This window comes from Pedobacter sp. SG908, from assembly GCF_011759615.1.
Taxonomy (GTDB): Bacteria; Bacteroidota; Bacteroidia; order Sphingobacteriales; family Sphingobacteriaceae; genus Pedobacter; species Pedobacter riviphilus.
The window spans coordinates 3,339,489-3,362,865 of sequence record NZ_JAAOYY010000001.1 but is presented as its reverse complement, the minus strand read 5'-3'; the positions used below and the strand labels follow the sequence as shown (position 1 = coordinate 3,362,865).

Below are 23,377 nucleotides of genomic sequence, written 5' to 3'. Positions count from 1 at the left end.
AAATTTATGACTTTTTTTGACTTCTCGATCAGGCTGATAATAGCCTTTATTTTAGGTGCTGCCATTGGCACCGAACGGCAATGGCGGCAACGTATGGCAGGTTTACGCACCAATATGTTGGTTTGTATCGGCGCCTGTATGTTTGTTACCCTGGGTGTAAAAGAAGGTGGCGATGCTGCTGGCAGGGTAATCTCTTATGTAGTAAGCGGCATTGGATTTTTAGGTGCAGGGGTGATTATGAAAGATGGCCTCCATGTACGCGGCTTAAATACTGCAGCAACCTTATGGTGCTCAGCAGCAGTAGGTGCATCCTGCGGTACCGGCTTTATCATGGAAGCTGGTTTTTTTACCACATTGATTATTCTTACACACATGATCATGCGCCCGCTTGGTGTAAAACTAAGCCGTCTCCCACTCAAAAACACACACGTACCCGTACCATATGTACTGATTATTAAATGCCGACAGGATGTAGAAAACCATTTAAGGGTATTGCTATTGCAGTTTACCGGTAATGACAGTAAACTTTTGTTGCGCTCGTTAAAAAGTACCGATGATGTAAACCCTTCGATTGCCATTATTACCGCCGAAATATTTGCCAACAGCAATGAAGATGCGCTAATGGAAAAGATCGCAGGCCGCTTAACAATCGAACAGCAGGTATCAGAAATCAGCTGGAACAAGGCCGGTGATGAAAATGACCTGTAAATAATCGCCTTCGTCAAATAATCACATAGATATGAAACTAAAAAACAACCCTCATTTTGCATCAATTATTTTGGCTGGTATGATGGCCATATTTGTATCCTGCAAACAACGGCCATCCGTGCAAGCCCCTATAGGCATTAGTGAAAAAGATAACTTGGTTATTGTTCCGGATCACGATCCGATAAAAGCAAAATTAAAAGAAAGCCTGGTAGACACCATTTCTTATACTCAGCAGGTGGTTACTGCCGGAACGGTAAAAGCAATTCCTACCCAATACGCCAAAATTGCCCCACCGTTTCAAGGGCGCGTAACCCGGTCGTTTCTAAAACCCGGAATGAAAACAACAGCCGAGACACCTTTGTTTGAGATCAGTTCGCCTGATTTTATTACCGCACAAAAGGTTTTCTTTCAGGAGAAGTCGCAGATGCAACAGGCCGAACGTGTTTTAAAACGTCAAAAGGATTTAATGGCCCATGGTGTGGGTATCCAGAAGGAGCTCGAAGAGGCCCAAACAGCTTTTGATGTGGAGAAAAAGGAATACGAAAATGCTTTAATCGGCATTAAGATTTTTAAAGCAGATCCCGAAAAATTATCATTAGGACAGCCACTAACAGTCTATTCGCCCATTAAAGGCGAAGTAATAGAAAATAAGGTGGTTTTGGGCCAGTTTATCAAAGATGATGCGGCCAGCGTGGCTACTATAGCCAACCTATCGAAGGTATGGGTTGTTGGGCAGGTAAAAGAAAAAGACATTCAATATATCCACGAAAACGGCGCTTGTGAAATTGAAATTGCCGCAATACCCGGTAAAAAATTAAAGGCAAAGATATACCGGATTGCCCCTATGGTTGATGAAGAAACCAGAAGCATTGCAGTATTTATAGAATGTGAAAACGAACATCTGCTGTTAAAACCGGGCATGTATGTTAATGTAGATTTTTTAGCTCCGCCGGGTGCCGTAATTGCTATCCCAAGCAAAGCATTATTACAGATGAACGGAGCCAGTTTTGTCTTTGTAATTGATGCAGATGGTAAATACGAGCGGCGAAAAGTGGAGACTGGTGCCAGTACTGCAAATCTGGTGATCATTAAATCGGGACTTAAAAAGGGAGAAAAAATTGTATCAGCAGGTGGCTTCTATTTATTGCAGGCCAAGCCATAATATTTCAATTTATTTATAATGAAACAACTTATTTTTACCGCAATTAAGAAGCGCTGGCTTTTTGTAGCCTTATTTATCCTTCTGGGTGTATTTGGTTATTATTCGTGGAAACAACTAGCTATTGAAGCTTATCCGGATATTGCCGATGTAACCTCGCAGGTGGTTACGCAGGTGCCTGGTTTGGCTGCTGAAGAAGTAGAGCAACAGATTACTATTCCCATCGAGCGGGCATTAAACGGTTTACCTGGCATGCATGTGATGCGTAGCAGGAGTCTTTTCGGGCTTTCGCTTGTAACAATGGTTTTTGATGACGGGGTAGATGATTACTGGGCCCGTCAGCGCATTCAGGAGAGGTTATCTGGTGTAAGCCTGCCATTTGGTGCAGCTCCAGGACTAGATCCGCTTACTTCGCCAACTGGCGAAATTTACCGCTACATTATCGAAAGTAAAAACCGCGACCTCAGAGCACTCACCGATCTGCAAAACTGGGTAATTATCCCCAAAATAAAGCAGGTTCAGGGCGTGGCAGATGTAACTAATTTCGGGGGGATCACTACGCAATACCAGGTAGAGATCGATCCGGATAAACTAACGCAATACCAGGTTGCGCTAACAGATGTGCAAACAGCCATTAGCAGTAATAATGCAAATGCCGGCGGTAGCATTTTAAACAGGGGAGAGCAGGGTTACGTAATCAGGGGAATCGGTTTGGTAAAAGATTTACCTGTGCTGGGCGATGTGGTGGTAAAGTCGGTTAAAGGTGTGCCGGTTTTTGTAAAAGACCTTGGCGAACTAAAATATGGCACACTGGAACGTAAAGGAATATTAGGCTATACTGATCGTAAAGTAAATTACGATGATGGTATCGAAGGTATTGTGGTGATGTTAAAAGGCCAAAATCCATCAACTGTGCTTACCGGTATACATAAAGCGGTTGATGAGCTGAATAAAAACATTCTACCTGAAGGGGTGCGTATACGCCCTTACCTCGATCGGACAAACCTTGTAAATACTACACTTAATACCGTTTCGCATACACTTTTAGAGGGGATGGGGCTGGTTATTGTAGTACTTATTATCTTTTTAGGAAGCTGGCGGGGCGCATTAATTGTGGCCATTACAGTGCCTATATCGTTGCTTATTGCTTTTATATTAATGCATTTTACCAAAATTCCGGCTAATCTTCTTTCTTTGGGGGCTATAGATTTTGGGATTATTGTTGATGGTGCAATTGTGATGCTCGAAACCATTCTCAAAAAAAGGGAAGAAAATCCTGATGAGCCGCTTGAAGAGGTTTCGATTGCTAAAAGGGCACTGGCCGTGGCTAAACCTATCTTGTTTTCCACTATCATCATCATAACGGCCTATCTTCCCTTATTTTCTTTTGAGCGTGTAGAAAAGAAACTTTTTACCCCAATGGCGTTTACAGTAGGTTATGCTTTGCTGGGGGCTTTGGCCGTTGCATTATTGCTTATTCCTGGACTGGCTTATGTGATATATAAAAAACCTGGCAAAATTTACCACAACAAATGGCTTGAAAAACTTTCGTTCTGGTATGAGCAGCGTGTAGCTAAAATACTCGCGAAGCCAAAAAAAATATTTTTGCCCCTGGTAATTGTACTGGTGGGAGCAGTGCTATTCTCGGCAACAGTTGGCAAGGATTTTCTTCCGCCATTGGATGAAGGATCGATTTGGTTACAGGTATCGCTCCCTCCCGGTGTTACACTTGAAAAATCGAAAGAAATGAGCAATGCGCTAAGGCAAGCTACATTAAAACATCCAGAAATTACCTATGTAAATGTACAGGCAGGGCGTAATGATGAGGGCACCGATTATTTTACCCCCTCACACTTTGAAGTTTCTGTTGGTTTAAAACCCTATGCCGAGTGGAAGCATGGATATAGCAAAGCCGATCTGATAGAAGAACTTGCTAAAGAATATGCTGCTTTGCCCGGTTATTCAATTGCCTTTACCCAACCTATGATTGATGGGGTGATGGATAAAATAGCTGGTGCCCATAGCGAACTGGTTGTAAAGGTTTTTGGCGAAGATTTTAAAGAAACCAGACGCATTACCGAGCAGGTAGTGCACGCTTTACAGCAGGTAAAAGGAGCGGTAGATATTGCCATTGATCAGGAACCGCCATTACCTCAATTGCAGATCAGGATAAACCGCGATGCGGTAGCGAGGTATGGCTTAAACATGAACGATGTGGCCCAATTGGTAGAGGTTGCCATTGGAGGTAAGGCGATATCGCAGGTATTTGCCGGTGATCGGGTTTATGATGTAATATGTCGGTATAAGGAAACCAGTAGAGATACGCCTGATAAAATTGCCAACCTGATGTTACATGCTTCAACCGGCGCATTGATACCGCTATCGCAGGTTGCTGATATTAAAACCGACCTGGGCGAAAGTTCCATTTCAAGGGAAATGAACCGGAGGCAACTCACGGTAAGGCTAAATTTAAGGGGAACTGATCTAAGTACTTTCCTTAAAGCCGCGCAGTCTAAAATTAATAAAGATGTAAAATATGATACCGAAAAATATAATATTGAGTGGGGCGGCCAGTTCGAAAACCAAAACCGTGCTTATGCAAAATTAGCACTGGTTGTACCCCTGGCATTGGCTATTATGTTTCTGCTCTTATATGGCGCCTTTGGCAAATTCAGGCAGGCGGGCTTAATTTTAGGTGTTGTACCATTGGCACTTTTTGGCGGAATGCTGGCCCTTAACCTAAGGGGCATGACATTAAACGTATCATCGGCAGTTGGTTTTATTGCTCTCTTTGGAGTTGCTATCCAAAACGGCGTTATTTTGGTTTCGCACATCAATGATCTCCGTAAGGCAGGTTATCAATTGCTCCAAGCCGTGATTTTAGGGGCTAAAGACCGCTTCAGGCCGGTATTAATGACGGCCAGCGTTGCGGCACTCGGCCTTTTGCCAGCCTCCCTGGCTACGGGGATTGGCTCTGATGTACAACGCCCTTTAGCCACGGTAATTGTGTATGGCCTGTTTGCAGCCACTGCACTTACCCTTTTTGTACTGCCAGCCCTTTATTATCTATCAGAAAGTAAATGGGGTAAAAACGACTTTAATCCACCCATCAATCTATAATCATGAATTTAAAATATTTAATTCCAGTGCTTTCCATGCTGAGTTTAACACGGGTATATGCACAAAAAAATACTTTACCCGCTGTATCCGAAATGTCGATGCAACAGTATTTGAATCTGGTTGGCCGAGAGAATATTGGTTATGCCGCCCAGAAATATGATGTAAGTATTGCCGAAGCAGGCATAGAAATTGCGCGGGTTTTTCCAGATCCCGAGTTTTCTACAGGAGTATTTGATAATCAGCAGAAAAAGTTAAAATTGGGGCAGGGCGTAAGCTTTGGTTTATCTACCACACTTGAACTAGGTGGTAAGAGAACGGCCCGGATTGCACTCGCAAAAAGTGAAACCGAGTTAAATAAGGCTGTACTGCTCGATTATTTACGCAATTTACGTGCTGATGCAGCCATCGCTTATTACAATGCCGTTGAACAGCAGTATTTGCTGCGGTTGCAGCAACAATCTTATCTCATTGTGAAACAGATTGCCGATGCGGATTCTATCCGTTATCAACTCGGTTCCATTTCGCAAACCGATGCCAGGCAATCTAAGTTAGAGGCTAACAACCTGCTCAGCGGTATTGATCAGTATGAGGCTAACTGGCAAAATGCACGTCTGGTAATGGGTACCTTTGCTGGTAAGAAAAACCCCGATACATTGATCTGTCCTGTGGCAAATTTTGAAAATTTAACGCGTACTTTAAATTTGGAATCGCTAATAGAACAGGCCCAGCATTCGCGTGCTGATGCTATTGCGGCAACAAATAGTAAAACGGTGGCTGATAAGGGGCTTGCGCTGGTAAAGGCAAACCGGGTAACTGATTTAGGGATCAATGCGGGTTTACAGTTTAATGGTGTTTCAATAAATGAAATAGCGCCCACACCTTATCACAAAACTGTTAATGTAGGCATTAGCTTTCCTTTGAAGTTTTCAAACCGGTACAAAGGCGATCTCAAAGCTGCCCGTTTCACCATTCAGCAGGCTGGATTAAGATATGAAAGTGTTTTGCAGCAAATCAGATCAGAAGTGGCACAGGCCTATTTTAGTTATCTGGCCGCTCAAAAACAGGTTGTGCGATACCAAAATGGTTTATTAAGTGAAGGGAAAAAAGTATTGGATGCCAAAATATACAGTTATAAAAGAGGCGAAACTTCTTTGCTTGAGGTGCTGATTGCGCGGAGAATCTATAGCGATACACAGCAGGCTTATTATAGTGCACAGGCAAACTATGCAAGGGCCTGCGTAGAGTTGGAGCGAGCTGCCGGAATTTGGGATATTTGATCGTATCTTTTGTATTGGTATGCTATCAGGTTTACAAACAGTGTAGGTGTACCTTGCAGCCCCCTAAAAAATGAAAGGCTGTTTTAGCCATTTAGCCCAGGCTGTGGTGTTATCCAATTCATTAAGTTGGGCGTTTTTAATCCTTTTTATCTGTGGTTAAGTTACATCTACCTTTGTCGGGGGCTTAACTTAATGACATTGGGCAGAAGCGTAAAAGCGGAACACGAGGAAATTGCCTACAAGCCAAGTAGGCATTGTTTTTTAAAAAACGTGGGTAGCATAAAATATGGTCTGTAAAATAGTTTGATGTAAAATATACCCGAAAAATGTAGTTGATTACAGATTTTCTACCATATCATTTATGATTTTCACCTCTTTTAAACTTGTAAAAGCACAAATTTGCCACAACCAACATCAAAGCCTATGTTAAGGCTTAACACAAAATGAATTATACTAACTTACCTAAACAATGAAGAAATTATTGTGCGCCATATGTTTTCTGGCTACAACAGTAATTGCTCATGCACAACAGGCAGCTGATGAGAAAAAAGAAATGAAAACCCTGCTCGACAAGCAGTTTGCATTTGCTCAGAAACAATATCAATTACTGGCCAAAAACACACCGGCAGACCGCATGCCGAAAACCTATTATTCAAAAAATAATAAACTGGAAACGAGCGATACCAAATGGTGGTGCAGTGGTTTTTACCCAGGTTCGCTACTCTATATTTACGAATATACCAAGGACTCCAGTACCTTAAAAGAAGCAGAAAAACGCCTGGCTATACTAGAGCAGGAGAAACATTATACCGGAAACCACGATTTAGGTTTTATGATGTTCTGTAGTTTTGGCAATGCCTACCGCATTACAGGTAATAAACTATATAAGCCAACTATCGATACCGCTGCAGCCTCGTTGGCCACACGCTACCGGCCGGCTGCTAAAGTAATCCAATCGTGGAATAGTAGTAAACAGTGGAAAGGCCCTGTTATTATTGATAATATGATGAACCTGGAGTTACTGGCATGGGTATCAGATCATGGTGGTGATCCAAAATACAAGAAAATTGCCATTAACCATGCCGATACTTCGCTTAAAAACCATTTCAGGTCAAATTATAGCTCTTACCATGTAGTAGATTACGATATGACTACGGGCAAAGTACTTAAAAGAGGTACTGCTCAAGGCGCATTCGACGAATCGGCCTGGAGCCGTGGCCAGGGTTGGGGATTATATGGTTATACCATGATGTACCGTTTTACCAAAAACAAACAATATCTAAATCAGGCAAAAAACATCGCTAAATTTATCATTAATCACCCGAATATGCCTGCCGATCAGGTTCCATACTGGGATTTTAACGCACCTAATATTCCAGATACTTACCGTGATGCATCCGCCGCTGCGGTTATTGCCTCTGCTTTGTTGGAATTAGGGCAGTACGCAACAAAAAGCGAACGAAAATTATATGTAGGTGAAGCAAAGAAAATGATCGTTTCACTTTCATCTGAATCATATACTGCAAAGCCGGGCGAAAACGGCGGGTTTTTGCTCATGCACAGCACAGGGGCCTTACCCCTGAAATCAGAAGTCGACGTTCCATTGAGTTACGCCGATTATTACTATCTAGAGGCGTTAATGCGCTATAAAAACTGGTATTTATAACACACAAGAATGGAAAGAAGAAAATTTATAGGAGCGTTGTCATTAACTGGTGTATTTGGGTTATTTAATCCTAAAGAAGTTTTATCAGCAACAAAAATTAAGAGCAATACAGGCACTGCGCCAAAAAACGACAGAGAATATTGGTATAAACTGCTATATAAAATTGCCAGCCCCGTGGTTTCCAATTTAGCCAAAGGAACGCTCATTAAAAATATGCCAGTGGTTACGGCGCCTAAATTCGACTCCAGAACACCTGCTGTATCGTATTTAGAAGCCGTTGGCCGTACCTATGCCGGCATTGCACCCTGGCTTTCGTTACCTGATGATACAACAACTGAAGGCATTTTAAGAAACAAGCTGAAATTACAGGCCATTCAGGGGTTGGATAGCTGTTTCGCGGTAAACAGTCCTGATAAATTAAATTTTACTAAAGATTATCAGCCTATTGTTGATTCAGCCTACCTGGCACAAACTTTTTTAAGGGCCCCTAAAGCTTTGTGGGAACCTTTAAAGCCAGAAACAAAACGCGAAATTATCGCTTCCTTTAAATCATTAAGAAACAGAAAACCCTTTAAAAATAACTGGTTGTTATTTGGTTCTATTACCGAGGCCTTTTTATTGTCGATTGGCGAACAGCACGATGAAAGCCGCCTAAATGAGGGTGTAGATACATTAAATGCCTGGTATAAAGGAGATGGTTGGTATGGCGATGGCGTTAATATGGCTTTTGATTATTATAACTCTTTTGTAATCCACCCGATGATGGTAGATACACTTGCCGTGATGCTGGATAAAAAGCTGATTAAAAAAGAACGGTATGATCTGGCTGTAAAAAGGATGCAGCGTTATGTAGTAGGGCAAGAGCGCATGATTTCTCCTGAAGGAACCTACCCACCAATTGGACGTTCAATTACCTACAGAACAGGTGCTTTTCAGGCTTTAAGCCAAATCGCCCTCATGCATAAATTACCAACTACTATCCAGCCGGCACAGGTACGTTCTGCCTTAACTAAGGTTAAACAGAATATATATGAAATGCCTGGAACTTTCGATGAAAAAGGGTGGTTGCAGCTTGGTTTTTGTGGCCACGATCCTGAAATAGCAGATTATTATACCTCTACAGGCAGCTTGTATATGGCAACGCTATCGTTCCTTCCTTTGGGTTTACCCGCTACCGACGAATTTTGGGCCGCACCTTCGGCAGAATGGACATCGAAAAAAGCCTGGGCAGCAAAACCCTTTGCTAAAGATTATCATGTAGATTTTTAGTGACTTTCAATTCAAATCAAAAAAGCCAGTAGTTAGGCGTAACTACTGGCATAATACATTAAGCTTAGCTTTAGTCAATTTCGGGCCATTCTGAAGGTAACTTTCCGAAAAATTTCTTGAATTCCTTACTGAAGTATCGGCTATCTAAAAAGCCTACCATATAAGAAACCTGATAAACCGTATAAAGTTTGGTTTCCAAAAGTTCTGCTGCCTTTTTTAGTCGCAACCCTTTTATAAAATCGTTCACTGAAGAACCGGTAACCGATTTCACTTTTTTGTACAGGATTGGCGTACTCATGTTCATCAGTTTAGCCAGTTCGTTAACACCAAATTCAGGGTTCTCTATAGAAACCGCTATGTTTTCGATTAATTGGTTCATAAATTTCTGACTTTCCGCCCCGAGTTTGGTTTGGATTAACTGGTTAAAGATGTCAATCGGTGCCGAATTTTTGTTCAATAGCTGGCTAACATGCACATGTATGTTCTGTATGGCTACAATAAGGTTGTTTACCTGCAACAGCAAAGCCTGTGGGGTAAATGGTTTGGTAAGGTAAACATCAGCACCGTGGGATAAGCCGGCAATTACATCTTCGGTCTGTGTTTTTGCTGTTAACAATATAAAAGGAATATGGTTTGTAGCTACGTTGGATTTGATTAGATCACAAAAATCAAATCCCGACATTTCTGGCATCGTAACATCACTGATGATCAGATCTGGAATATGCCGTTTTGCCTGTTCCCATGCCTGTTTGCCATTTCTGCTGATTATTACATGATAATAAGGGTTAAGGATATCATCCAATAAGGTAGCCAGTTCAAGGTTATCCTCAGCCAATAAAATGGTTGGTTTCTGGCTTTCATCAGCCAGTGTTAGGGGCAATAACTGTTCATAATGTACTTGTTCGGTCTCATGATCAGGAAAAGTATTGTCTGCGTAGTAAACTTCTTGCCAATCATACGTTTCTTTTTGCCTTTTTGGTAAGGAAATCGTAAAGCAAGTATGCCCGGGTTCGTTCATAGTCTCCAGCCGGCTTGTTACCGTAATAGTACCCTGATGAAGCTCAACAATAGCCCTAGATAAGGCCAGGCCAATGCCATAACCTGTATTTTGAAAACCATGGTCTGCAACCTGATAATAATTTTCAAATAATTTGTCTAAATGCGAATGCGAAATACCCCTTCCGTTATCTTCAATCCTGATCGTCACATCGCCCTCGGTTTGGCTAATCTTGAGTTCAACCAGGCCACCATTCTGTGTAAACTTATAGGCATTGGCCAATAGGTTAATAATGGCTTTTTTTAATTGGAAGGCATCGCACAACAAAAAGGCTGATTTTTGATGTTCACTTTCGAATACGGTAGTAATCTGTTTTCGCTCAGCTGTTTCTGCAAACATCTGCAGGCAATCTTCCAATATTGGCAGCAAATCCTGTACATTTTCAGATAGTGTTAGATGCTTGTCCTCGGTTTTTCTAAAATCAAGCAGTTCGTTAACGAGCGTGAGTAACCGTCTGGCATTGCCGGCAACCCCTAATATTTTATCTTTTTGTTTCTTATTCAAATGTTCATCCGAAACGAGCTGCTCTATCGGTGGAGAAATAAGGCTCAGATGTGTTCTGATCTCGTGAGATACATTGGTGAAAAAATTGATCTTATATTGGTGAAGTTCGTCTTCTCTTTTTAAGAGTGTGCGTAATACAAAATAACGGCTGATGAAGAAAATAATGCTGATTAGCATAAAACCATATAGGGTATATGCCCACCATGTTGCCCAAAATGGAGGCAATATCTTAATGATTAAATGAATGGGGGGCATCCAGTTGGGGCTGCCGTTATTGCCACTTACCATTAAGGTATAATTGCCGGGAGCAAGGTTGTTAAATGTTACTTCTGCTAGATTAGTTGTTGTCCATCCCTTGCTTAATCCCTGAAGCGTATACCGGAATGTATTTTTTCTGGGTTTAATAAAATCCAACAGGGCAAATTCGAAGGTTAACGAGTTCTGGTTATGGCTAAGTTCGACCCTATCCGTATAGGTGATGGATTTGCGCAGTACCGAACTGTCAATCTCTACAGGTACATCGAAAATTCGCATACCTGTAATTACTATACTCGATTTTGAGGTATTGTTCCTGATCTGTTCCGGATCAAAATAGATCAATCCATCCAGTGTTCCTAAAAACAGGTTATTGCCACTTTGATATTTAGCATTGATATTAAAGTTCGTGCTCACCAGTCCATCTGCTTTGGTATATTGTGTAACGATTTTCTTTTGTGGTGTAACCTTGAGCAATCCACTATCGCTGGCCAGCCAGATATGGTTTTGTCTATCAAAAGCTATACTTACTATTGAGCGTTTGCTGATCAGACTATTCAAACGATATGGAATAAACTGCCTACGCTTTTCATTAAACTCAGCTATGCCATGGCTTTCCAAACCTAAATAAACGATTCCTTGGTGTTCAGAAATGGTATGTACAGCATACTTTAAATGATAGGTACTGATGATGTTAGCTTCAACTTTCATTACCTTGGTTTCGTTGGCAAACCATAACCTTTTTTTGGTATCCTGAAAGGCAACACCGGCTATAAAAGATTTTAACGCTTTTTCCTGCATCAATCCATCCGCTTTCAAACCGGTTCCGGTACGTTTATACACCTTTAAGCCATCGCTCGAGGTCATCCACAGCCGGTTCTGGTTATCTTCTATAATTGAGTTCACCTCTGTAATACGGTCACTTTCAGTTGAGCGATGTTCGATCGTATTAGTGTTGGCATTAAATACATCTAAAGTGCCCGAAAAAGTTCCAATCCATAAATTCCCATCCTTATCTTTAAACAGGGTTTTAATGAAATTTGAACTGATTGATTTATGATTACCCGGTTGGTTTTTTAAATAAGAGACTTCTTTGGTAACCTGGTTAAAAATATTTATTCCTCCGCCTTCGGTGCCAATCCAAAGCTCCTTTTGATTACGGTTGCACATGCTGCTCACCACCCGATGATTAAGGTTTAAAGAAGTTGGACCAATAGCTAGATGGTGGAAAGGGGTAAGGATTGGCTTTATTAAGTCCAAACCGCTGTAGTAAGTCCCAATCCAAATGGTTCCCGAATGCTGTTGAAACACACTATGTACAGAACTGTTGCGCAGGGTCTCTTCATTGCCCAGCTTGCTGTTCAGCTCAATCATGCCCAGTGTATTAATATCGAAAAAAAACAGTCCGTCTGCAGTGGCAACGCTAATTTTATGGTCTAGTAAACTGATGATCGAGCGGATCTTGTGTGTAGCTCCACCTGGCAACATAGGTTGTTTTTTTTCGCTGGTGAATCTCCCTTGTTCATAATCGCATAATAAAAGACCAGAGGAATAAGACCCAAACCAAAACCTTCCAATACTATCTATTTTAATTGAAGTAATTTTCTCCTTTTGCAAGAAAATGGGTAGTTCAGCAACTGTTCTGGTCAGGATAATCTTATCAGCTTTGGCCTTTATCTCAAAAAGCCCCCTATTTGTACCGCACCAGATTTTGCCATCGGGTGCCTGGCATACCGTATAACATAATATGTTTTCCCCGTCATCAAAAGTCTTAGGAGAGGCAATGATTTTATTTCCTGGAGTAATTAATACTATACCGGCTGTGGTGCTGGCCAAGATATTTCCAGAACGATCTGTTGTTACCTGCCTAACTTCGGGTTGCTTTTGGTAGGGAAGCTTGACCTGTCTGAATTTTTCGGTAAGTGGATCGAAGGTGATCAACCCTAATAAAGTACCCATCCACAACTTGTTCTGCTTGTCCCAAAACAAAGACCTGATCAAAGCATCAGATGAAGGTTTATTTGTACCACCCAGGATATTCTTAAAACTGCGCCACCTTAAGCCATCAAATCGGCTCAAACCACCTTCGGTGCCGAACCACATAAAGCCCTGCCGGTCTTGAGCAATAGAAAGTACACTGTTCTGAATAAGCCCGTCTTCTGTACTAAAATGCGTAGAAACAGCCAATTGGGCATTTACCTGTAAAGACCCACACAGTATTAAGCATATAATGCCTATCCAGCCGGATATACGGATGGCGCATTTTCTGTTTAAATTTAGATGGAGCAGGATGATCATTGTAACAAAGCTATGAGATATTTGGTTTTAATATTCATAATCGACTGGCGAAGTATTGAAAAAATCGTAGAATTTAAGATTTTCTGCCTATTTGTTTAAGATTTTCTCTTATTAATAATCAGTTAATTAAGGAAATTTACAAGCTAACCTAACCAAACAATTGATCAACAAGATCTATAACCAAATAAACCCATTAACTAGTTTTTTAAAATTATGCACATTAGAATGAGCATGTATTAAAATTAACCGGAGATAATCGAATGTATAAACCTAGACTATTACTTTTTCTAATCACCATTTTATTCAGTACAAAAACTGTTTACAGCCAGTCGGGCCCATTAACCAACTACACGGTAAAAGTAATGCCGATTAACTGGAGCAGTTTCCAAAAAAAAGCGCCTCATGATCAACTGGCAAAAGTTGTGCAAACAAGTCTGCTAAATGCCAATAAATTTGCGCTCACAACCTGGTATCGGGATATAAAAAAATACCAGCAAGATTCGAGCGGTTACCTCGATCTTAAAAGCAAATCAAAGGTTAACGAATACCGATACCGTTTTCCTGCGGCAATGTCGTTCGGTATTGCGATTGCCATCAAAACTGGGATATACGATTCTGCTATAACAGGGGTTTCTTTGGAAGAGGCTAAAAATAAAACAATCCAAATGGTAAGCGCTGTTGCCTACGATCATAAGGTGAACCAGAAACGCAAGGTATGGGGTGGCGATTGGCAGGCGGCCCACTGGGCTTATTATTCGGGATATGCGGCCTGGCTTTTATGGGATGATTTTTCCAAAAAAGATCAAACTTACATCACCCGGATGATTGTTTCGGAAGCAGACCGTTTTCTTAACTTAGTTCCACTTTATTATAAAGACAGTAGTGGGAAAGTATTATTTCCTGGCGATTCTAAAATTGAAGAGGATGCCTGGAATGCCGAGTTGTTATATTTAGCTGCAGTGATGTTGCCAAGTCATCCGCATTCGGGTAAATGGTTGCATAAGGCTGTCGAATATCTGATGGCCTCAACAGCTTTGCCTTCCGATCTGCATAATTCGCGCGTGATACACGGATATCCTGTTAATCACTGGGTGCAGGGCTCTAATATGGAAGAACCCGGTTTTGTGATCAATCATGGTATCATCCATCCGCAGTACAATGCAATTGCGTCTATGATAAATGCGCCGATTGTATTTGCGCTGGCTGGAAAAAAAACACCAGAGGCAGCGCGCTTCAATCTTGATAAAATTTATTATTCGGTAACCGCGCATCAATTTTCATCACCACCCTATAAGGCACCGGGCGGTACTATGTATCGCGAAGGAACTGCCGATGTTTATTATCCCGAAGGATCAGACTGGGGGCAAGGGGTTTACGATAACTATGCTAACCTCGATATTGCCGCATTTACTTATGGCTGGGATAATCTTGCCCAAAAGCATAAAGGAAAATACTGGGCTAAACTGCATATGGATAAGGTACTGGTTCAGCAAAAGCGTTTTGCGGATGGGCATACTTATGCAGGTGATCAGGAAAACAGCTATCCGGGTAGAGAAGAGGCCATTGCCAGCCGGATGGGATCCGCATGGATGACGATCTGGTTACAGGCGCAAGCACCTGTAGTTTATGAAAACAAACCCATTTCTGAAAATTAGGATTAAAGCCTGGGCGATGCCAGTACAGCAAAGATTTTGCGAACGGCTCATGCTGTATCTATTCGGGATATTTTGCACCAGTTTGCTGATCTTAATTTCCTTATAGGATAGATCTGGTAAGTTGGATGGGCTTAATATAAACGAACCCGAGTAATTACCCAGAAAAGGCTATAATCATTGTGCAGCGCTCTTTTAAAAACAAAGCACAAACGTTTGCGTTTAATTCTCTATTTCAAATTTTGTAATAAAATGGTGATCACCAATAAACCCATATTAAATGGATTTCCAGTTTTTGCCTTACTATTTATTTCGATCATCTCCTATTTTTGTAATAATAAATTTACATATGTTCCCTATTTCTCAAATAATCAGGATAACTATGCGCTTAACCAGTGAATTAAACCATGTTAAATAGAATTTACTATTTTTCTATTTCTGCCGCTAACATTACCTCATTGTTTAAAAAATTTGGAGCAAATTCTGTAACATTATTGATAACATTAGCCCTGTTTAAACACAGTTTTGCTGGCAATTTATTAGTAAACAAACGTTTGTGCTGTCTTTTTTATTTGACTTAAATCAAATGTGTTTAGTTTTGATAAAGGTCTCTAACTAAGAACTATACCAATCATTCTATAAGCATTTTACAACTAACCAAACCAACTAATTGGTTGCGATAACCAACTAAATCTACAAGCGAGTTTTTGCTGTATATAATCTCTTGAAAGAAATATTATGTTGAACTCAAGAAGAATTACAGTATTGCCCGAAATTGAGAATTTCATTTGCGATATGCCTTTCAAGAAAAGGTACTGGCAATGTAATGTCATAATAGTAAAACTGGCTAATACAAACCAGTGGTTAATAGTGGAAGAAATAATGGTTGTTTTTGGATTTAAGAGACTGATGATTTTAACTCATAACCAATAAATAACCGATGAACAAAATACTTTTCCTTTTAGTGCTGCTTGATTTAGTTCTTATACAAGTAGATGCACAGCAGGCAGGGAAAATAGATAACGGCACCAGATCTAACAATTTAATAGCTGCAGCCCCCTTTTTACGGATTACTCCGGGTGCCCGCATTGCAGGAATGGGAAATGCCGGGGTGGCGGTTGAGGCTGATGCCCATTCGGCGGCCATCAATGCCGCATCTATGGCCTATCTGCCCCAGGGATCAGCCGGAATAGGACTAACCTATACGCCATGGATGAGGAATCTGGTTCCAGATATGAATCTTTCCTATCTGAGCGGTTACAGCAAGTTGGATGAACGTAATACCATAGGGGCTTCTTTGAGATATTTTTCTCTGGGTACGGTTAATCTCACCGATGATAATTCGCAGGAGTTGGGAATGGCCCGTCCTTCTGAGTTTGCGGTTGATATAAGCTATGCGCGGAGTTTCGGAAAAGAGTTCGCACTTGGCGGAAGTATCCGTTTTATCAATAGCAACCTGTTTACAGGGGCAACAAGTTCAGGCGTGCAGGCAGGGCCAGGAAGGGCCCTGGCAGCCGATATATCCGGAATCTACCGAACCGGAGCCATGTTGTTCGGAGGGCCTGCAGATTGGTCGATGGGAGTGAATATATCCAATATTGGGACAAAAATGAGCTATAGCAATACCGGGAAGCAATATTTTCTGCCTACCGAGCTCAAACTCGGATCTGCAGTTACCTTCATCGGAAAAGAAAGCAAACTCACATTCGCTTTAGATCTGAATAAACTTCTTATACCTACGCAGCCCATTTATTCAGCTGATGGAAAGATTATCAGCGGAAAGAATCCCGATAGGTCTGTTCCGGCAGGGATTTTTGGGTCATTTAATGATGCACCCGGAGGCTTTAGTGAAGAAGCAAGGGAAATAGGTTTATCAACAGGACTCGAATTGCTATTTAAAGATATGATGGTATTTCGTGCAGGTTATAACTATCAGGATGCGCAGAAAGGTGATGGTAGTTATTTTACCCTCGGAGCGGGTTTTAGGTATCAAATCTACAGTATTGATATGTCTTACCTGGCTACTGCTGAAAGAAGCAATCCATTGGCCAATACGCTGCGGTTTGGCCTTGCGGTAAATTTTCTCCCGAAGAAAGGAAAATAACGGGAATAACAGGCATTTCCCAATCACGCGTTACTGCGGAAAAGATATGTCAGAATAGGAGGAGAGGGCTGAATAAAACTAAACCAACGGCTTTGATAACCAACAGCCTTTCCAGGCAAGCGGTTGAAAAGCAATATAATACAAATATTATTTAACTTAAACCCAGACTAAATGAAAAAACGATTACTCTCTTTTCTTGCTATGCTATTGCTTTGTGCAATTGCGAATGCCCAAAACCCGGTCACCATCACCGCAGCCGCTTCAAAACGGCCATCACAGCCTGGTGCCGAAATTTCCAAAGCCTACGATGGTAATCTGACAACCATGTATCACTCTAACTGGTCTTTAAACGCAATGCCAGATACGGTTGACTTTTATTTTGTTGGTGTAAAAAGCATTAATAAGGTTGATTATACTCCAAGGCAATCGGGTCCAAATGGTATCTGGACTACTGTAGATGTTTATTATACTACGTCCGATGCACCTTCGGTTTTTGTAAGTAAGCAGAGCAATATCAGCTGGGCCCAAACCAATGCCGTAAAAACGATCGACATGACGGCAAGCCCAATTGTAAAACCCTATATCGTGCGCTTTGTAATCAGGTCAGCAGGAGGCAATTTTTCGAGTTGCGCCGAAATCAATTTTAGCTCTGCAGAAACAGGTGCAGCTGTTCAGCCTTTAGATTGCGATAATCCGATAGCAGAAGATTTTTCGACTTATTCTGATGTTAAACTAGCCATTTCAAGCGCCAGTGTAAGTCCTGCGGCAAATGCGGGTGAAGATATTTCGCGTACCTACGATAATAATACAGCTACATTATATCATTCTAACTATGCGGGTGGAGGATTCCCGATCAGTTTAACCTATAATTTTACAACCAATCCTACTATCGATTATATCAGTTACCTACCAAGGCAAGATGGTGGCTCAAATGGTATTTTTGGTACAGGCGAAATCTGGTATAAAACGACAACACAAACTACTTTAACCAAATTAATGAATTTTGATACGGGTTTTAGTACAGCCGCGTATCAGATCAGTTTCCCCACAGCGTTAACCAACGTTACCCAAATTGTAGTTAAGGTGCTTACGGGTAAAAATAATTTCGCCAGTTGTGCTGAAATGCAGTTCTATCAGAAAAACAGCGCCGGCAATTTATACACCAATATTTTTGCTGATGATCTGCATACCACGTTAAAACCTGGAATAACGCAGACTGATATCGATGCCATTGCTTCTCCATTTTTTAAATCTTTGGCACAATGTATTTTTAACAATAGCTACAATAGGAAATACCGTGTCCAAACCTACGATTTTTACCCAAACCCGGGGACGGTAGAAAGCAGACTAAAAACAAACGGCTTAAACAGAGTTGAAAATCCAACTGGAATTGCTTTTAAGGCGAATACCAAAGCGGTTGTTTTTGTTGGCGATACCTATGGGGTAAATCCGCAATTAATCATTAAAGATTTTGCGCTTGATTATAGTGCTACTACCGATAGCTATCCCTTGAAAAAAGGGATAAATATTATTAATGTACTTCATGATGGATTAGGCTATATCGCTTATTTTAGCGATAATACCAATCTGCAGCCTATACAGATTAATGTTACTACAGGCCAGGTGAATGGATATTACAATCCCTTAACCGATACCAACGACCAGTGGACACAGATGTTGCTTAACGGTGTGTACCCGAAGTTAGATATAAAAGGAACCTATGCTAACCTAAATCTACACAAAAATATACTGATCAGTAATTCGGCATCTGGAGGAAAAGAGCTGGTTACGGCCTATGATACCATTGTACACAATGAGTATATTTTAAACGGCCTTACAAAATATAACAAAGTGCCTAAAAACCACATGTTTCTAAGGTCTATAACCGGAGATGGAAACCCCAACGCGGGAGGCGACGGTGTAAATTATCCTATAGGTGTTGGTGGAAGTGGCGCTAACCTGGCAAGTGCTACAGGGGTTTTTAAAGATCCCTGGGGAATTGCCCATGAGTTTGGTCATAATAACCAGGTTAGACCGGGAGCGAAATGGATAGGCATGACCGAGGTAACAAACAATGTTAATTCGGCATGGATACAATATCGCTTTAGTACCAATTATGCAAATACGACAAGACTTGAAAAAGGTAACGATGTACCTAAGGCAGGGGCTGCCAGTGTATATGGTGGCCGGTACGGATCGTTGTTTGATAATTGCCTGATACAGAAAAAACACATGGAGGCACAGGGTGACGTATTTGTGCGATTGGTGCCTTTATGGCAATTGGAAGTATATTATCAGCTTGCTGGTGCAAGTAAAAATCTACCTACCATGCAACAGCGATTATCAGGTACACCAGCTCCGGTAGGGCAGCCAGATGTGGCTTTCTGGTATGGCGATGTGCTGGAGAAAATGCGCACCACCAGCCAGACAGGTCTAAGTGAAGGTCAGTTATTACTCAATTTTGTAAGTGCTACCTGCGATGCCGTTCAAGAGGATCTGACCGATTTCTTTGTTAAAAGCGGTTATCTATTGCCAATTGACTTGGATATAGACGATTATTCTATTAAGCGGTTAACCATTACACAAGCACAGATAGATGCGCTAATTGCTAGTATACAGGCTAAAGGATATCCTAAACCAGTATCTCCGGTATTAAATTACATATCGGCAAATACGATAAACACCTTTAAAAACCGTACGCCATTGGCAACAACAGCAGTTGCAACGGTTGGTGTAACCGTTAATACCAACACATTAAAAATTGACAATTCGAAATGGGCCAATGCAGTAGCTTTTGAGACCTATAACCAAAAGGTACTTACCGATGTGGCTATTTATGGGGCTGGAGAAGCAACCACAGCAAACGCAACTACAACAGTTCAATATGGGGCGGGTTCTACCAGTGTTTATGCTATTGGATATGATGGTACGAGAAAATTGGTTTATCCGGCTGTAGATGTAGCTAACGTACTCCCAACAGTAGCGATTACATCACCAACCAATAATGCTGTAATTACAGCGGGTACTGATGTTGCCATTAACGTAAATGCTGCTGATACCGATGGAACTATTGCTAAGGTAGAATTCTATCAGGGTAGCACACTTTTAGGTCAGTCAACCACTGCACCTTATAGTTTTACCTGGACTAATCCTGCTGTAGGAAATTACAAGCTTACTGCTAAGGCTACCGATAATAATGGAGGAATAATGGTATCCGACACGGTTAAGCTAACAATAAATGCCTTACCAACCGTGGCCATTAGTTCACCGGCAAAAAATGCTGTGTTTACCGCTGGTACAAACGTTACTATCGATGCGAATGCTACCGATGCCGACGGGACGGTAAGCAAAGTTGAGTTTTATCAGGGCAACACGCTTTTAGGCCAGTCAACCACAGCACCCTATAGCTTTACCTGGAATAATCCTACTTCGGGAACCTATGCCCTTACCGCTAAGGTAACCGATAATAACGGAGGAACAACCTTATCAGATACCATTAAGGTCATCATCAATACCTTACCTACGGTGGCGATCAGTTCACCTGCAAACAATGCTGTATTTACAGCAGGTACCAACGTTACTATCGAGGCCAGCGCTGTCGATGCTGATGGAACAATTGCTAAAGTAGAGTTTTATCAGGGCAACACGCTTTTAGGTCAGTCAACTAGTTCGCCTTATAGCTTTACCTGGAATGCTCCTGCTTCCGGAACCTATGCACTTACCGCTAAGGCCACCGATAATAACGGAGGAACAGCCCTATCAGATACCATTAAGGTTATCATCAATACCTTACCTACGGTGGCGATCAGTTCACCTGCAAACAATGCTGTATTTACAGCAGGTACCAATGTTACTATCGAGGCCAGTGCTGCCGATGCCGATGGAACAATTGCTAAAGTAGAGTTTTATCAGGGCAACACGCTTTTAGGTCAGTCAACCACAGCGCCTTATAGCTTTACCTGGAATAATCCTGCTTCCGGAACCTATGCACTTACCGCTAAGGCAACCGATAATAACGGAGGAACAGCCCTATCAGATACCATTAAGGTTATCATCAATACCTTACCTACGGTGGCCATCAGTTCACCTGCAAACAATGCTGTATATATTGCAGGTACTAATATAGTGGTAAATGCCAATGCTGCCGATCCCGATGGAACAATTACCAAAGTGGAGTTTTATCAGGGCAGCACGCTTTTAGGCCAGTCAACCAGTTCGCCGTATAGCTTTACCTGGAATGCCCCTGTAACAGGAACTTACACGCTTACGGCTAAAGCCACTGATAATTATGGTGGAACAACAGTTTCAGATATCGTTAAGGTTACCGTTAATACGCTGCCAACAGTAGCCATCAGCTCACCTGCAAACAATGCTGTATATACTGCAGGTACTAATATAGTGGTAAACGCCAATGCTGCCGATGCCGATGGAACAATTACCAAAGTGGAATTTTATCAGGGTAACACGCTTTTAGGCCAGTCAACCACTGCGCCGTATAGCTTTACCTGGAATGCTCCTGCTACAGGAACTTACGCGCTTACAGCTAAAGCAACTGATAATAATGGTGGGATAACAGTTTCAGATATCGTTAAGGTTACCATCAACACCTTGCCAACTGTGGCCATCAGTTCGCCAATAGATCTTGCTGTATTTACCGCAGGTACAAACCTTAGCATAAATGCCAATGCTACCGATGCCGACGGGACAGTAAGTAAAGTTGAGTTTTATCAGGGTAATACACTTTTAGGTCAGTCAACTACTGCTCCTTACAGTTTTACCTGGACAAATCTTCAGGTAGGAAACTATGCGCTTACCGCAAAGGTAACCGATAATAATGGCGGAACAGCCTTATCTGCTGTTGTAAATGTTACGGTTAGCGCTGCACCAACAGTAGCGATAAACGCTCCGCTAAACAATGCTACATTTACATCAAATTCAAATATTACCCTTAATGCCAGTACTACCGGAACGATTACCAAAGTCGAATTCTACCAGGGAGCAGTATTACTGGGGCAATCTACAACCACACCGTATAACATCGTTTGGAACAATGTTTCTCCTGGAACGTATACACTCACCGCAAAAGCAACTGATAATTTAGGCAGAGTGGCTGTATCTTCAGCCGTTAATGTGAAAGTAAACCTGCCACAGGCTTTAACCGTTAATCCGGTGGCTGATGCATTTGTGCGTGATGGGATTTTTGCAAACACAAATTATGGAAACTCAAAAAGCCTGGACGTAAGTAGCGATAATTGGTCTTTTTTAAGAGAATCTTATTTGCGTTTCGATTATAGCTCATTTTCTGGTTCAGCTGTAAACAGTGCAAAGATCAGGATATATGCTTCCCATATAGATGTTAATCCATCCAGAATGATATCGGTATATGGTTTGTCTAATACCACCTGGGGAGAGGGCACCATTACCTGGAATAACAAGCCATCTGAAAACGGTACACTACTTGGTACTTATACCGTTAAAAATACTGGCCGTGCCTGGTATGAACTTGATGTAACAGCATATATTAATAGCCAGCTTGCTTTAGGCAAAAAAATAGTTTCCTTAAGATTGATTAATCAGGGAACGAAAGGATTTGGTAACCTGGTAGGCTTTAATTCGCGTGAGGCGGCCAGCTACAAGCCCGAACTATTATTAAATCAGGAAGCGGTTGCAGTGAATTATGAAGAGCTGCCGTTAAATACCAATAACGGCAATCACATCGGATCATTGCTAGCATTAAAAGTTAGTGCGTGGCCAAATCCAAGTACAACCGGGTTTAAAGTGCAGGTAGAAAGCCCAAGTAACGAAGCATTACAGTATAGGGTATACAATATTGCCCAACAATTGGTTAAAGAAGCTAAAATAGCAGCTACAGAACAACTAACCTTTGGTGCAGAACTCCCTACTGGTGTATATCTGGTAGAAGTGCGACAAGGCACAGAAAGAAGGGTTGTAAAAGTAATTAAGTTATAGCCATTTAATTTTTAAGATTAATGAAAAAGAGAGTGCCTAAAAAGCACTCTCTTTTTTTATGCGGTCATTTTTAAATGTTAGCGGTTTTCATTCTTTTTGAAAGACTCTCTTATTTTAATAACAAGCCTGTAGCACAGCTACATCCATTCCTGTTTTTTTGCTAGCACAAGTTGGTTACAATAAACCACAGGCCTTTAGGGTTCTTCGCTGAAAATGACCTAAAAAGCGTTAAAAAGCCTTGAAATTTAAGTTTTTCATACCATTCCTTTAAAATTTTCCTCATATAATATTCAGTTGATTAAACAATTTTACAAACTAACCAAGCCGAGTAATCGGTC

General features: G+C 41.4%; 10 protein-coding genes. 9 read left to right on the top strand and 1 reads right to left on the bottom strand.

The window, feature by feature from the left end; genetic code table 11:
* Positions 1-6 precede the first annotated feature (6 nt).
* From FHT21_RS13695 to FHT21_RS13670, 6 genes are all read left to right on the top strand, one after another.
* The gene (locus FHT21_RS13695) at positions 7-708 is read left to right on the top strand and encodes an MgtC/SapB family protein (RefSeq protein WP_167295199.1); all 702 of its coding nucleotides are present in this window, start codon (positions 7-9) and stop codon (positions 706-708) included.
* A gap of 31 nt (positions 709-739) precedes the next feature.
* Positions 740-1,870, top strand: coding sequence for an efflux RND transporter periplasmic adaptor subunit (locus tag FHT21_RS13690; protein ID WP_167295198.1), 1,131 nt, complete (start codon positions 740-742; stop codon positions 1,868-1,870).
* An 18-nt stretch (positions 1,871-1,888) separates the two neighbouring features.
* Positions 1,889-4,987, top strand: a complete 3,099-nt coding sequence (locus FHT21_RS13685; protein WP_208398919.1) for a CusA/CzcA family heavy metal efflux RND transporter — start codon at positions 1,889-1,891, stop codon at positions 4,985-4,987.
* A gap of 2 nt (positions 4,988-4,989) precedes the next feature.
* Positions 4,990-6,264, top strand: a complete 1,275-nt coding sequence (locus FHT21_RS13680; protein WP_167295197.1) for a TolC family protein — start codon at positions 4,990-4,992, stop codon at positions 6,262-6,264.
* Positions 6,265-6,733: 469 nt separating this feature from the next.
* On the top strand, positions 6,734-7,930 hold the full coding sequence (locus FHT21_RS13675) for a glycoside hydrolase family 88 protein (RefSeq protein ID WP_208398918.1): 1,197 nt from the start codon (positions 6,734-6,736) through the stop codon (positions 7,928-7,930).
* A gap of 9 nt (positions 7,931-7,939) precedes the next feature.
* On the top strand, positions 7,940-9,199 hold the full coding sequence (locus FHT21_RS13670; protein ID WP_167295196.1) for a DUF2264 domain-containing protein: 1,260 nt from the start codon (positions 7,940-7,942) through the stop codon (positions 9,197-9,199).
* Positions 9,200-9,269: 70 nt separating this feature from the next.
* On the opposite strand, the gene FHT21_RS13665 is transcribed toward FHT21_RS13670, so the two are convergent.
* Positions 9,270-13,313 (bottom strand): hybrid sensor histidine kinase/response regulator transcription factor, encoded by a 4,044-nt coding sequence (locus FHT21_RS13665; RefSeq protein ID WP_167295195.1) that lies wholly within the window; start codon positions 13,311-13,313, stop codon positions 9,270-9,272.
* A gap of 260 nt (positions 13,314-13,573) precedes the next feature.
* Between FHT21_RS13665 and FHT21_RS13660 the strand changes: the two genes are divergently transcribed.
* The 3 genes from FHT21_RS13660 to FHT21_RS13650 all read left to right on the top strand — a co-directional run bounded on the left by FHT21_RS13660 (position 13,574) and on the right by FHT21_RS13650 (position 23,039).
* The gene (locus FHT21_RS13660) at positions 13,574-14,968 is read left to right on the top strand and encodes a hypothetical protein (protein ID WP_167295194.1); all 1,395 of its coding nucleotides are present in this window, start codon (positions 13,574-13,576) and stop codon (positions 14,966-14,968) included.
* A 937-nt stretch (positions 14,969-15,905) separates the two neighbouring features.
* A complete protein-coding gene (gene porV / locus FHT21_RS13655; protein ID WP_167295193.1) occupies positions 15,906-17,069 on the top strand; it encodes a type IX secretion system outer membrane channel protein PorV in 1,164 nt (387 codons plus the stop codon).
* Between the two features lie 171 nt (positions 17,070-17,240).
* Positions 17,241-23,039 (top strand): Ig-like domain-containing protein, encoded by a 5,799-nt coding sequence (locus FHT21_RS13650; protein WP_167295192.1) that lies wholly within the window; start codon positions 17,241-17,243, stop codon positions 23,037-23,039.
* The last annotated feature ends 338 nt before the right edge of the window (positions 23,040-23,377 follow it).